Genomic DNA, 13652 nt, shown 5'->3' with positions numbered 1-13652 from the left:
GTATATACAAGCACTAATCCGTTTAGTTTATTAATTAAGTACAAATCGTTTAGTAGAAAGAACAACGGTACCAGTCCCAAAATAAGAGGGATCATCATTGAGGACAAATAGACCATATACATCAACTGGCTGCCGCTGAACTTGAAACGTGCTATAACATAGGCAGTTGTAGCCGATAACAAAATGGATAAGCATGAGCTCATTAAAGTAATGTATACGGAATTCAAAAAATAGTCGCCAAAATGATAGGTTTTCCACACATAAGAAAAGTTGCTCCAGTAAAGCGGAAATTCAGGCAGTGACCAAGGTTTGTTCGTTAAAAATTGCGGATTATTTTTTAAAGCGGTTAGCAATGTCCAAAGCAGCGGATAAAGCACAGCCGAGGTCCACAGAAGAAGAACGAGGATGGCTGCTGTCCTAAATATTCGTGAAGGCTGACTGAAGCTCATACAAGCATCTCCTCTATGAAAATTCAATGCTATCGCGTCGAAGCACTCGCTGCAAGACTAGCGTTGTTGATAGAGATAAGATCAAGATCAATACACCAAGTGCTGCAGCGTAACCCATATGAAATTGACGGAATCCCATTTGGTACAAATAGGAACCAAGCACTTGCGTTGAGTTATCTGGCCCCCCTTCCGTCATCAATAAAACCATTACGAAGGAGCCGTTTAAAGTCGTCATCACAATATGAAGAATGCTGACCTTAACCTGCTCCCAGATCAAGGGAAGCGTAATTCTCCAAAACTGTCGATTAGGCGAGGCTCCATCCATTTCAGCCGCCTCGTACAAAGAAGCAGGTATGCTAACAATGCTGGCAACGAGCAGCAGAAAATAAAATCCTATCCCAGCCCAAATCGAGGGCCATAAGATCGACCACAACGCCGTTCCTTCTTCCCCTAGCCAAGGCCTATTGTTATGTGCATTCGTGAATATCCCAAGAAACGAATTCAGAAAGCCGATGCTCGGATTATAAACAAATCGCCATAACACACCTATAACCACAACTGAGATCAAATTCGGAAGAAAAAAGACTAATCTAAAAAACTGCTGCCCCCGTACTCTGAGTCTAGTAACTGCAACAGCGAAGAAAGTAGCTAACAGAATGATTCCAATTACTTTCCCAATGACTAGAAAATAATCATTGCCAATCGCTCTCCATACGATGGGATCCTGGATCAGAGCCTTAAAGTTGTCAAAACCAATATAGGTCATATGCTCAGAACTGCCAGACCAGTCAAACAAAGAGATGTATATGCCTTTGGAAATGGGAAAGAGTGCAAAAAGGCAGAAGAAGAGGAACGTTGGAATAAGGAATGTAATAATGAATAGCTTTCTTTGTGCTTGACGCGACATTGACGCTCATCCTTTACCTGAAATAACTAGATTGCTGATGGCTTACTTTCTAGCCTTGGCTGCTGCTGCCTCAACCCGCTCCGTCCACTCTTCCGGTGTGATTTTGTTGATCGTTAAAGCTATCGTTGCATCACTCATCACCTTGAATACATCAGCATTAAACACAACTACAGGTGCGACAATCGTATTGTCGCTATTGTAATATTTCATAGCATTTTTGGCCGTATCTCCAACATTGGAAGATTCCAAATCTACTTTCACGTTCATGAGAGCACCGGTTTTCTCCGCCCAGTTCAACGACGCTTTTTTGGTAAAAATAAATTCGATGAACGCTTTGGCAGCTTCAGGATTTTTCGCTTTTTTGGCAATCGCCATCGTACTTGTGTACGGCAACGCTATGAATTTCCCGCCCTTCGCTTGGGTTATTGAAGGAACGAACCCATACTTAAAATCAGATGGCGCATCATTTTTCATTTCGCTTTCAAGCCATAGCCCATTCGGAATCATAGCAGCCTTGTGCTGTAGAAATTGCATCTGAGAATCTGTATGGTTAAGCGCAGGAGCACCTTTATCAATTAAACCCTTAGCGGAAATCTCGCTTAATTGACGAAGCGCTTTAAGAACGGGCTCGCTTTTGAAAATGCCTTCTTTCATGTCACCCATGTCTTTCAGAATTTGCCCATTATCACCGTTCGCCGATATAATCGCTGGATATACGAATCCGCCAAGAATGTAATCCGGATATACGCCTGTATGAATATAGGGACTAATACCAGCAGCTTTTATTTTCTCGCTTACCTCCAAGAAACGATCAAAGTCCGTCGGAACAGCCCATCCATACTTGCGATCATAACATTAGTAATTTTCTCTCCGTCTACGTTGCTCGCTTCATGAATCCAATCCGATAGATCCAGAAGCTGGTCGTCTTCTACCATCTGCCGCGGATTTGATCCAGCTCCATCTATGTAAATAAGATCTGGGGGATTGCCTTGAATCCATCTTGGTTTCATTTGATCGTTAATTTTGGGGCCAGCCGATTGCTTGATTTTCAGATCAGGGTTTAGCTTCTGGAATTGATCAATAACATCAATCCACCAAGCATCCCCATAACCCCCGACAAAATATTGGATTTCAAACTCTCCCTTAAGTCCATTAGCCACAGCGGATGGCGTGTCAGAAGCTGCTGGCTTTTCCGCCTCAGCACTCCCATTATTTGAACCGCAAGCAGCAACGATAAATAATATCATGATGAGCAGTGTTGCAAATACCGGCCTTTTCATGTTCATAATAAATCTCTCCTTTAATCATTGCTCCCTTTTGAAAATGATCCTCCGCAACACATTTCGTCACGGAGGATCATACTGCCATTAATTCGAATACAATCTATTTTGCGGGATGATTTGTTTCGCTTGAAGCGGACTCGACCAAGACAACTTAGCGATGGCGTCTTCCGTATTGTCGTAATATTCAAGCTTAATATCATACTTCTGCCCCGCTGTTAATTGAATCGTTCCAGACCATTCGGTCGTTGCTTGATCCACCCACTTATTAATGATGAGCTGATTGTTCACCCATAGCCGAACCCCATCATCGCTACTCGTATAAAAAGTATAGGTTCCTGTATATTGAGGCTTCACTTTGCCCGTCCATCTTACGGAGAAGGTATCTGCATCCATACTAGTCATAGGAGCCCCTAAACCCCAATCGAAGTTCACAGTTGCATCGGTTCTAGTCGCTTTTAACGAGGTGAAATCCATGTTGTTGAAGTAATTGGCAGTAAGTCCCGTTCCTTCAGCCTCTCCCGGAGGAAGCTCGCTTGCTGGGGTAAATTTAATCCAATCGTAATACGCCCGAATTGGCGTGCCTGGATAGACGAACGGTCCAGTCCAGACTTCAGCAGGTCCTGCGCCTGACCATAAATTGGCCATAATATGACCTGGGCTTGTAGGAAGCGCGCCTCGCGAGCCGTTCTCTGTATGCACCAAATTACCATCAACGTACCACTTAATATACGTAGGAGACCATTCGAAGGCATAGTTATGGAAGGCCAAGGAAGAGTCGAACCCAAGATCGATAATCGTGCTATGCTGGCCTACACCGTTTGTGAAGTAGTTCGCTTCCAGCTTGGTCGTATCCTTGCCTAATATTTCAATGTCAATTTCATCGTTTGACGTGTTTGTCGCTTGACCCGAATACGTAAAGAGTGCTGTCACAAGCCCTGTACCCTTAGCTGCTTTAATGCGCGCTTCAACACGTCCGTATCCATATTTCACATTCGTTGCATATTCGCCGGAAGCATAATTTTTGCCTGCGCAATTGGCAGGGCAACCCGTATTGTCCAAACGAAGCGCCATAATTCCATTACTAAACTCTTGGTTCGCTGCCCGCCAGCCAACGCCAAAGTCCACTCCATTGCCCCAGCCATCCGACGTATAGAACAAATTATTGTTAATCCCATTCAACGGTTCATCAAACGCAACATCAGCAGCAGAAGTAACAGTCGGCATCATTAAAGAGAGAAGCAGCATACAGGATAAGAGCCATACCATCATTCTTTTTTTGCTATTGCTTGCCTTGTTCATCATTACACACCTCTTTCTCAGATTGGTATTGCGAAAAAAAGTGGTAAACAGGCTTTCCATTTACTCGTTTCCTCTGCTAATGCTTACTTTTCCATCCTTCCGAATAACGTCAGCACCAATCCCATCCGTTAAAACAAGCAGCGGTACGTAAGCATGGCCATTATTCAGGATGACTGGATTTTTCATCAATATTTTTATCCCATTAATAAAAGCAACGTTCGAATTCATCTTAAAGATCATTTCGGATTTGGACAATTTGTCATTGACGATGATTTCTTGTTTAGCTGTATTCCATTTCACCGTTGCATGTAAGCTTTCCATAACAAAACGAAGCGGTGCCATTTCTGTTTGTCCGATTTTGAATACTTTTAGTTCTCGTGCATCTTCAACTAGCAGATCTACTGATTTCCCTTGTTTTACARGTGTTGAAGGATCTACATTAGTTTCAGGCTGCTGCTTTGGCAGCGTATAAGCGATTCGATCCACCTCAGCGATCTGGGTTTTACCTGGATACACATACTCGTTCGCCCAGCCATTGGTTTTGGTAGCCGGCCACATGTTCGCAATTATATAGCCAGGTGCTGAAGGGAGCTCTCCTCGCGAGCCGGTTTCCGTATGAACGAGCTTGCCGTCTACATACCACTTGATGGAATCCGGAGCCCATTCAAAGGCGTAATCATGGAAATCATCCGCTGCATCAAACCCTAGAGGAATGATCGTCGAATGCATGCCAACACCTTTTGTAAAATAATTCGTTTCGAACTGCGTCGTGTTTTTACCTAAAATCTCAATATCGATCTCGTCAGCCTTACCGTCTGAATCAGCGCCATAGGTGAAAAACCCAGTTACGACTCCATCGCCTTTAACCGCTTTCATTCGAACCTCAAACTTACCGTATCCATAACGCTGCGTTGTAGAATATTCCCCTGAAGCATACGGCTTATCGGAGCATTGCGCTTTATCCTGTGCACACGGCTTGTCATCTATCAACAATTTCAATTTTCCATCTTCAAAGATGACATGATCATCTCTCCAGCCGCTCAGAAAGGTTCCGCCATTGGACCATCCGTTGGAAGCATACCAGCGATCCGAATCCTTCTGGTCCAGCAAATCTATAAATGTTTTACCTAAAGCTTCTGGTGCTTCAGCTTCCTCTGCCATAGCAGCAACTGGCATTGCGCAGAGCATAACAGCGATTATGAATGTTAGCAGCGTGGATTTAAAATTTTGTTTCACAAATGAGCCTCCCATAGTAAATTGTGCTTTTCTCCATTTTTAACCCATCCTAATTGCCGTTACCTGAGGCCCCACCTCCCAACGTAAAAGCTTAGTTTTACTTCGTTAAGTAGATGAAAAACATCCTTTACAAACGCGTCATTCCCACAGTTAGCATTTTGCAATAATAAGTTCTTTACGGTTAAATTTTACAAATAAAAAATATGCTTTTCTCCTCCTTAACGATTATAAAATGGCACTATCCAACTGTTATTTGGCACACGACCAGATGAAGCGTTGTTTTTAGGCATAAAAAAAACCGTTCGAGCGCTGAGCTCGACGGTTTAATATGCATATAGACTTTATTGCAAATTTACCGGGGTTGCCATATATCGGAGGTTTATCCAAAGATCATTGATTATACCGATTATGATTTATTCTTTTATAACAACGAGCTTATCCTCACCCTGCGCATAATGATAATATTGCAAGCCCAATTCGGAGCTGAGTATAAAAACTTGATTATGCGGATCATAAGACACCGAGTCTCCATCTCCTGCATTCAGTGCTGCATCGACTTCAACCCACTCCATTATCCCATCTCTTGTTCTAATAATATAAACCCGATTGTTATATTCCTTACCCGTTGTCGCAATAACCTCCGCTGCTCCATCCCCATCCAAATCGGCTTCATAGCCGTCTGAGCTGAGCAAATGGCTCAAGATGACGTTATTATCGTCGATGGTTAACCATAATGTACATAACAGGTTCGGACCACATCTACCGCTTAATCGGTTAAAATCCCCACCAAAAGCTTTGCTTAATCCTAACTTCACTTCAGATATGGACCCATAACCCCATTCAAATATTTCACCTTCCTTGGAATATCCGTTTAATTCAATCCCCTGATAGATGTTAGTCTCTGCCTCGTTTGGCTTGGTGTAGGTCAAATAATGGTTACCGCCGCCCAAATCAATGACAGTGTTCAGCTTTACCGACGATTTTGTTACGATCGGAAACTGGTAGTCGCTGCTATCCATTAATGAAATATTAGTCCCTGATATGTATACGGGTTCACTTGTGTAATGTAAGCTTTTCTCTTCTAAAGGAACGGTTGATTCAATCCGCTCATTATTTTGAACAGGGCTGCTGCCTGCGTGAAGGAGGGTACTCATAGAAACGGAGCTTCCATCAAAGAAAATAAAGCATGCCGCCAGAAAACAAATGCCTGCCGCAGTGGCCAGGAACCTTTTAAAATAAGCTTGCATAGTTCTGGCTTCCCCTTTCCGCTGAACGTTCTGTATGACCTTTTCCTTCATGTCTGTCGTGAAATTACCTTTAAAGCCGCCTTTTGCAGCTGCATACCAAGCTGGCCTGTCCTCGATCATTTTGCTCATTCAAGGTTCCTCCCTCTCCATTCCTTCTCAACCGCTTTCCGTGCTCGAAATAATCGAGACTTTACCGTGCCTTCCGACAGTCCAAGTAAGCTGGACATTTCATTAATAGATAATTCATGCTCCAAATCTAGTATCAGAACCTCACGGAGCTTAACGGATAGTCTTAAAATAATATCCCACACTTCCACTGAATTTTGGTTGCGTAAAAATGCTGTCTCTGCAGAAGGGGCAACTTCCGAATGGTTGACACTCTCAAACAAAAGGATTTTGCGAAAATAACTGGATTTTAACTCATTCAGCGCAAGATTTCTTGCAATGGCTAACAACCATGTTTTAAACGACGACTGACCTCGAAATGTGTGCATTTTATAATACGCCTTAATAAATGTTTCCTGTGCGATATCTTTTGCTTGCTCTCGATTTTTGGTTATCGCGTAAGCAAAGCCAAACACATCATCTCCGTATAGAGTCATCAGATTATACATTTCAGTAGCGTCGATAACATCGATATGCTTCAAATAATCGGTTTCCATTTCATCACCTCCAACCTATTAGACAACGATAACTAGGGTAAAGTTCCCTAATGCTTGGAAAATACTTATTTGCTCTTGCGAGCAAAATAAGAAAGCACCCATCCTGCGCTAGGATGGGTGCTTCCTTATTTATTCTTTGCTTAACCTTTTAGCCTAGTCTGCATAAATACAACTTCATCAGCTAATTTCTCGATACGCGCAATGATGTCCTCATTTGCAATTTGCTGCTGCTCATCAAAATGTTCATCATGAATATAAACATGCCCCGGTGCTACATAAGCTCTAAAATAACCAGCTATCGGCTTCAGCTGATTTTCAACTACGAGGTAATGATGACTGGTTCCTCCAGTAGCGATAAATCCCATTACTTTGTTCGAAATTTTGGGAACGGGAACGAGATCAAATAGATTTTTTAATACGCCGGTAATCGACGACTGAAAAATCGGTGTGCCGATAATATAGAAATCAGCAGCTGTTATCATCTCAATTACCTTTTGTGTATCTTCATTGTAGTCGGATATATTGCTTCCGTCGCAAAATTGTACGTTTTTGTAATGCCGCATATCCAGAAATTCCACTTCAATATCCGGATATTTGTTCCGGACAACGTCTAAGCTCGCATCTACAGCCGCAGCTGTTTTTGATCCCAAAATAGTACCYGAAATGCCCAACAATTTCATCCTTTTTCACGCTCCCGCAAATTTTATATTGATTTTTATTCCGTTTTTGATTAGACACTTTTTAAACTATAATGTATATTATATTGAGGTGATTTGTTCTTTGTCAATGACTATATCCACAGCGTTGACATGATCTAACAGATAAGATACATTTATTATATATTTTAATATACTATATATAAATAAAAAGGGAGAGAACCTTTCGTGAGCAATGAACAACCATATCTATTTACAGATATAACGATTATTGGCGGCGGTCCAACAGGGATGTTCGCTGCGTTTTATGCTGGGATGCGGCATGCAAGCGTGAAAATTTTGGACAGTATGCCTCAGCTCGGCGGGCAGTTGGCCGCTCTTTACCCTGAGAAATATATATATGATGTTGCTGGATTCCCTAAGGTGACAGCTCAGCAGCTAATTCATAATTTACAAGAACAAATGAATCATTTCCCTGTGCAGGTTTGCCTGGAAGAAAAGGTTCAGCAGGTGATTAAGAAGGACGAGCATCATTTTGAAATCATCACCGATAAAGGAACACATTATAGTAAATCTGTCATTATTACCGGCGGCATAGGCGCATTTGAGCCGCGTCGATTAGAGCTTCCAGAAGCCAAACCTTTCGAAAACACAAACTTGCAGTATTTTATAAGTGACTTGAATCAGTATAGCGGCAAAAGGGTGATCATTAACGGAGGCGGCGATTCCGCGGTCGACTGGGCGCTTATGCTTGAACCGATTGCTGAAGAGGTTACGCTCATTCATAGGCGGGACAAGTTCCGCGCTCACGAGCACAGTGTCGAAAATCTACTAAAATCGAAAGTGAATGTCATTACACCAGCGGAGATTACAGAGCTGCACGGGGATGAACAGATCGAGAAAATAACGATTACGTTTGGCAAAACAGGAGAAACACGCGAACTCGCATGCGACGCGCTCATCGTTAATTTTGGTTTTGTTTCCTCGCTTGGTCCCATTTTGGAATGGGGATTAGAAGTGGAGAACGGCTCTATCGTCGTTGATACTCGAATGGAAACGAATGTTAAAGGGATCTTTGCAGCCGGAGACATTACAAGCTATCCCGGCAAAATAAAGCTTATTGCAGTTGGTTTCGGAGAAGCTCCTACTGCCATTAATAACGCTAAGGTTTATTTGGACCCTACAGCTAAACTCTCGCCCGGCCACAGCAGCAATCTGAAGCTTTAACCACAGAAAAAACAAGAACAGTGAGATATAAATGCTACCTCACTGTTCTTGTTTTTGTCTCTTTTTTATGGAATAGGTACATCTTTGTCCGCCTTTGGCAAGACACTCGGATCTCGAAACCTCTACATCGCCCAGCATCGTTTCAAACAGCTTCAATTCACATTGGCAGGCATGCTGATATTTGGTCGCTACTTGCTCAATTGGGCAATTATTTTCTTTCAAAATAAATTGTTCGTTGTTGATCTTTTCCCATTCCACCATATATCCATTCTCGTTCTGAATTTCTGCGAGTGCCTTCACTCTATCCTCAAGCTCTTTGCTTTGCATGCTCGATTCKTATTTTTTAGTCATTTTGTTTTTGCGGCCTTCAAATAACGACTCTACCGCCGATGAGCCAAGCTGATCGGTAAGCTCATCCAATAATTCAAGCGTTAAGGTATGATATTTGCGCGGGAAAAATCCGTCTGCATGCTCCGTTAAACAATAAACGGCTGTTGGTCTGCCCATTGCTTGTCTGATGGTCTTCGATGAGATAAGATTATCCCTCTCCAGCGATTGAATATGACGTCTAACGGCCATTACCGTAATTCCCAGCTCTTCCGTAAGATCCTTTGTACTTAAATTACCCTTCGTCTTCAGCAGCTGAAGAATATATTCTCTTGTAGAAAGCTGTCCTTGATCTATATTGGTCATTCCTAATCACCTTCCGATAATTGTCATATGAAATATTTCATGTCTGAAATGAATACTGCAATAATAACATTTTCTAAAATCAATGTCTCCACTCTGCAATAATTCATCCTGCTATTCATCTTCATTTATCGGAATGGATCATCAAAATTAGATTTGATCTTTTATATACTATTATATATAATAAATTTAATAATTCAACTCCATCCTTTTTTCCAATTCTAAGCGAGGTGCATATTGATGATAGAAATAAGCGAAAAAGCAGAGTCCATTATTAATCAGATGGTTATCGAATCAGGAAATGATCGTACGTTTTTGCGAGTAGGCGTTGAAGATGGCGGCTGCAGCGGATTATCCTATAACATCAAATTGGATGATACCATAACAAACGATGACCACTCCTTGCAAACGGATCATATCAACGTGGTGTGGAACACTCAGAGCGAGCCTTATTTGGCGGGGTTAAAAATTGATTATGTGGAGCAAGGCATGACTGGCGGCTTCACGATTGATAATCCCAATGCTAAAGCAACCTGCGGCTGCGGAGCTAGCTTTCGTACGGCGACCTTCAAAGGCAAACGCGAAAAATGCGATGAATAACCCTCTCCTCCCATTCGGAAAGAGGCATTTTTTTATCACACTTATTATACATTTATATTGACTAAGTATGAAATATCAATTAAGCTGTAAGTATAACTTACCAAATCAACTTATGGAGGAATGAACCATGTCACATCAATTACCTGAACTGCCTTATGCAAACAACGCTTTGGAACCGCATATCGACGAGCAAACGATGATGATTCATCATGACCGCCATCATAATACGTATGTAACAAACTTAAACGCCGCTTTGGCGGACTATCCTGAGCTTCAGCAAAAAAGCTTAGATGAGCTGCTTCAAGATTTAAAAAGCGTCCCTTTAGATATTCGGACAGCCGTACAGAACAATGGAGGCGGACACGCCAACCACTCTTTATTTTGGGAATCGATTGGACCAAGTGGCGGAGGATTGCCTGCTGGTCATTTGGCAGAAGCTATCAATAAAGAATTAGGCGGCTTCGACTCGTTTAAGGAGCAGTTTACGAAAGCAGCTACAACTCGTTTCGGCAGCGGGTGGGCGTGGTTAAGCGTAGATCATAAAGGCCATTTGTTCGTTTCGAGCACGCCTAATCAAGATAGTCCGCTTATGGATAATCTGACTCCCATTTTAGGACTCGATGTTTGGGAGCACGCTTATTATCTGAACTACCAAAACAAACGCCCTGATTATATTTCAGCATTTTGGAATATTGTGTTATGGGATGTTGTAGCGGAACGATACGAAGCGGCTATCAAATAAGATGACAACGGATTATAAAAAGCTAGGCTGCTGCATGGCAACCTAGCTTTTGTCATGCTTATGGCGACTCCAAAATGCTTCCGTCACTGCCGTCGTCAACCTTTGATTCTACGCTTGTCATTGATTTCATTAACTCCGTTACGGTCACGAATTGAAAACCCCGTTTATCCAGCTCGTACAGTATCGTCTCCAAGGCTTTGACTGTCTGCTGAGAACCAGGAATGTAATCATGCAGCAATACGATGTCTCCGTTTCTTGCGTTATTCAAAACTTTGTTTACAATTTTGTTCACGCCAGGGCTTCGCCAATCATTTGTATCTTGATGCCACGACCACAAAATCGTTGTGTAACCTAATGTTTTTGCAACCTGAATTGAATTTTCATTGTAATAGCCTCCCGGCGGGCGAAATAAAAGCGGCTTTTTCCCAGTCAAGGCTTCTAACGCATTTTCAGTTTTTACGATCTCATCTCGAATAGTCGCTTGGCTTATTGACTTCAAGAAGTAAACATGATTAAACGTATGATTGGCTACCTCATGCCCTTCTGCAATTTCTCGCTTAATTGTTTCCGGGTAAAGCTTCACCTTGTTGCCCAGTACAAAAAACGTTGCTTTCGCATTGTATTTCTGCAGCAAATCGAGAATAACTTCCGTTGTTTTCGGATATGGCCCATCGTCAAAGGTTAAAGCAATTTTCTTATCCTCAGTAGGAACCTCCCACACAATTTCCCCCCGCTTCTCATAAAAAAAACGGTCCTTTTTAATTGGTGCTGAGAATCCTACTAAAAAAACGAACATGAGCAGCAATAGCAGGCCACGCTTACTAATGGACAACGGTTTTCCTCCTAGCGGCTTATCGATATGTATGACGAGAATGATTCGGCAGCTCCATAAGGAGCTGCCGATATCAAGACTTATTAACGGAACGGAGCGGTTACAGCATTGCCAATATCGCGAATCATGATGGTCACGTCATTCGCTAACGTCTTCAATGGATGACCATTAGTCATGCTCGTATTCATCGTTTGTATTTTCTTATGCATACCTTGATCGGATGTCACATGAATGTTGTACTCCGGATATTGACCTTTTAAGGCAGCATGCACTTGTTTCTCAATAATGGCTTTTTTGCCGATGTTATCAACATCTAGGCCTACGATTGCATCTTTATTATGAATGACGACTGTTGCTTTTTTCACACCGCTAACCTGCTTAGCACGGTTAGCTAATTGACCAGCGCTTTTATTATGATCCATTCCGAGGCGATGTACAGTTCCATCAGTGCCATTCATACGATTTGTGCCATTGAGACTGTTGGTTCCATTCATTCCATCACCGTCAATACCATAGGTGCGGTTAGCACTATAAGGATTGGCGCTGTATGAATTGTTATTATTCACTAAAGGATCGACACCATATGCTCTATTATCCAAATTGTTATATCTTCTATCCGTCATATTAGTGCCGTGAGGAACCATTTTTGATTCAATACGATTCATGTCGTTTTTAACTCTCATCGATTTTTGGTTAACCGTATGGTTTTGACCGCATGCCGTTATCGAAAATCCAATTGCAAGCACCATAACTGAAGTAAGAACCGGTTTTAAATGTTTTTTCACTACATAACACCTCCTGTTTGATGATAATAAGTTGTGCTAAAAGTGATCATTCATACATGGAAAAAATATTTCAAGCAACAACGGCATTTAAGTTAACCTTTTTATTCGTTTATAAAGCACCTCAGGCGTAATATCGGGACTGCCTGCATTAATGCGCGGTATTTCCAATTTATTTATCCCTTTTTTGGCCAAACCAGGTTTTGTTGTATAGCCATAAACAACGCCTGACCCCAGCATCGTTGGAAACAAAGACTTAGAATAGATGCCAAAAGGATAGCTGATCGAATCCGGATTTTTCACTCCTGCTTTTTTCAGCAGATTCACGCATGTTTGAGTGTCCTGTTTAACGCGTGACTTATGAAGCTCCAGTGCATTTTTCCCGCCGGCTTTTTTATTCACATAAGTTAATGCGCTTTTCTCCCCAACCTTCTTATGCAATTGATTCGTATGGCATTGAAAATCGATACTTGTTGATTTAGCCATCATTTGTTTCATTTGCGCGTAAGATAAATGCGGTATCGTCTTAGATGGCTTCTCTAAATAGCTTGTAATCGTAAAATTAACTGCTGGAATGGATAATTCTTTTAGGATCGGATAAGCCACTTTGTAAAAACTTTCATATCCGTCATCAAACGTGATCAATACGGCATTGCTCGGTACGGCGCCGCCAGCCAAAAAATGACGAAAGTCCTCCAGCCTAATGAACTGGTAGCCCTTGCTCTTTAAATAAATCAGCTGATCCCGAAAGAGCATCGACGAAATCGTCGAAGAGCTTGAATCTTTATCGTGAACATGATGATACATTAGAACAGCGACTTTATCCTTATACACGCCAGATGAGCTCTTTGCCGAAACAGAGGAGGAACTTATAAGTATTAGAAAAGCCAGACTCAGCATGAAGGTCATTCGAAAAATGATGTTCATTTTGTCGATTTGCTCCTTTCTAATGAACTCAGCTGTTCTCAAATTTTGGCTATATCCTCTGGAGGGTCATAATCTTAAGGTCTGCAAAGCACCAGCAATCATACATGGTAAAA

The 13652-nt window shown here is 41.9% G+C and carries 16 protein-coding genes; 3 read left to right on the top strand and 13 right to left on the bottom strand.

Annotated elements, in window-relative coordinates; all coding sequences use genetic code 11:
* The 9 genes from AB4Z17_RS16980 to AB4Z17_RS16940 form a co-directional block, all read right to left on the bottom strand.
* On the bottom strand, nucleotides 1-449 hold a 449-nt coding region (locus AB4Z17_RS16980; RefSeq protein WP_441960996.1), incomplete at its 3' end, for a carbohydrate ABC transporter permease.
* Between the two features lie 13 nt (nucleotides 450-462).
* Entirely contained in the window at nucleotides 463-1356 is an 894-nt protein-coding gene (locus tag AB4Z17_RS16975; RefSeq protein ID WP_441960994.1) for a carbohydrate ABC transporter permease, read from the bottom strand.
* 42 nt (nucleotides 1357-1398) lie between these two features.
* Nucleotides 1399-2160 (bottom strand): ABC transporter substrate-binding protein, encoded by a 762-nt coding sequence (locus tag AB4Z17_RS16970; protein ID WP_441960993.1) that lies wholly within the window; start codon nucleotides 2158-2160, stop codon nucleotides 1399-1401.
* Complete coding sequence (locus tag AB4Z17_RS16965) at nucleotides 2151-2642, bottom strand: hypothetical protein (protein WP_441960992.1); 492 nt, start codon at nucleotides 2640-2642, stop codon at nucleotides 2151-2153. Before AB4Z17_RS16965 ends, AB4Z17_RS16970 begins: the two co-directional genes overlap by 10 nt.
* Before the next feature lie 81 nt (nucleotides 2643-2723).
* The gene (gene bglS, locus AB4Z17_RS16960; protein ID WP_441910384.1) at nucleotides 2724-3941 is read right to left on the bottom strand and encodes a beta-glucanase; all 1218 of its coding nucleotides are present in this window, start codon (nucleotides 3939-3941) and stop codon (nucleotides 2724-2726) included.
* A 57-nt stretch (nucleotides 3942-3998) separates the two neighbouring features.
* Complete coding sequence (locus tag AB4Z17_RS16955) at nucleotides 3999-5174, bottom strand: family 16 glycosylhydrolase (RefSeq protein WP_441960991.1); 1176 nt, start codon at nucleotides 5172-5174, stop codon at nucleotides 3999-4001.
* 413 nt (nucleotides 5175-5587) lie between these two features.
* Complete coding sequence (locus AB4Z17_RS16950) at nucleotides 5588-6550, bottom strand: hypothetical protein (protein ID WP_441960990.1); 963 nt, start codon at nucleotides 6548-6550, stop codon at nucleotides 5588-5590.
* Entirely contained in the window at nucleotides 6547-7083 is a 537-nt protein-coding gene (locus tag AB4Z17_RS16945; protein ID WP_441910387.1) for an RNA polymerase sigma factor, read from the bottom strand. The genes AB4Z17_RS16950 and AB4Z17_RS16945 overlap by 4 nt, the downstream gene beginning before the upstream one ends.
* Nucleotides 7084-7223: 140 nt before the next feature.
* Nucleotides 7224-7763: an NADPH-dependent FMN reductase gene (locus tag AB4Z17_RS16940; protein ID WP_441960989.1), complete on the bottom strand. Its 540-nt coding sequence runs from the start codon at nucleotides 7761-7763 to the stop codon at nucleotides 7224-7226.
* 204 nt (nucleotides 7764-7967) lie between these two features.
* Here AB4Z17_RS16940 and AB4Z17_RS16935 point away from each other — a divergent pair, with 204 nt between their 5' ends.
* Entirely contained in the window at nucleotides 7968-8966 is a 999-nt protein-coding gene (locus tag AB4Z17_RS16935) for an NAD(P)/FAD-dependent oxidoreductase (protein WP_441960987.1), read from the top strand.
* A 39-nt stretch (nucleotides 8967-9005) separates the two neighbouring features.
* On the opposite strand, the gene AB4Z17_RS16930 is transcribed toward AB4Z17_RS16935, so the two are convergent.
* Nucleotides 9006-9659 (bottom strand): helix-turn-helix transcriptional regulator, encoded by a 654-nt coding sequence (locus AB4Z17_RS16930; RefSeq protein ID WP_441960986.1) that lies wholly within the window; start codon nucleotides 9657-9659, stop codon nucleotides 9006-9008.
* A 237-nt stretch (nucleotides 9660-9896) separates the two neighbouring features.
* Here AB4Z17_RS16930 and AB4Z17_RS16925 point away from each other — a divergent pair, with 237 nt between their 5' ends.
* The gene (locus tag AB4Z17_RS16925; RefSeq protein WP_441960985.1) at nucleotides 9897-10256 is read left to right on the top strand and encodes a HesB/IscA family protein; all 360 of its coding nucleotides are present in this window, start codon (nucleotides 9897-9899) and stop codon (nucleotides 10254-10256) included.
* Between the two features lie 127 nt (nucleotides 10257-10383).
* Nucleotides 10384-10998 carry a superoxide dismutase gene (locus AB4Z17_RS16920; protein ID WP_441960983.1) on the top strand — a complete coding sequence of 205 codons (615 nt, stop codon included), beginning with the start codon at nucleotides 10384-10386 and terminating at the stop codon, nucleotides 10996-10998.
* A gap of 58 nt (nucleotides 10999-11056) precedes the next feature.
* On the opposite strand, the gene AB4Z17_RS16915 is transcribed toward AB4Z17_RS16920, so the two are convergent.
* The 3 genes from AB4Z17_RS16915 to AB4Z17_RS16905 form a co-directional block, all read right to left on the bottom strand.
* Nucleotides 11057-11830: a polysaccharide deacetylase family protein gene (locus tag AB4Z17_RS16915; RefSeq protein WP_256710856.1), complete on the bottom strand. Its 774-nt coding sequence runs from the start codon at nucleotides 11828-11830 to the stop codon at nucleotides 11057-11059.
* Between the two features lie 83 nt (nucleotides 11831-11913).
* Nucleotides 11914-12615 carry a YhcN/YlaJ family sporulation lipoprotein gene (locus AB4Z17_RS16910; RefSeq protein WP_441960982.1) on the bottom strand — a complete coding sequence of 234 codons (702 nt, stop codon included), beginning with the start codon at nucleotides 12613-12615 and terminating at the stop codon, nucleotides 11914-11916.
* An 87-nt stretch (nucleotides 12616-12702) separates the two neighbouring features.
* On the bottom strand, nucleotides 12703-13539 hold the full coding sequence (locus tag AB4Z17_RS16905; RefSeq protein ID WP_441960981.1) for a polysaccharide deacetylase family protein: 837 nt from the start codon (nucleotides 13537-13539) through the stop codon (nucleotides 12703-12705).
* Nucleotides 13540-13652: the final 113 nt, after the last annotated feature.

Source organism: Paenibacillus sp. TAF43_2 (assembly GCF_052113545.1).
In the GTDB taxonomy this organism is placed as follows: domain Bacteria; phylum Bacillota; class Bacilli; order Paenibacillales; family Paenibacillaceae; genus Pristimantibacillus.
The sequence above is the reverse complement of the archived record's forward strand: the minus strand, read 5'-3'. Positions and strand labels throughout refer to the sequence as shown.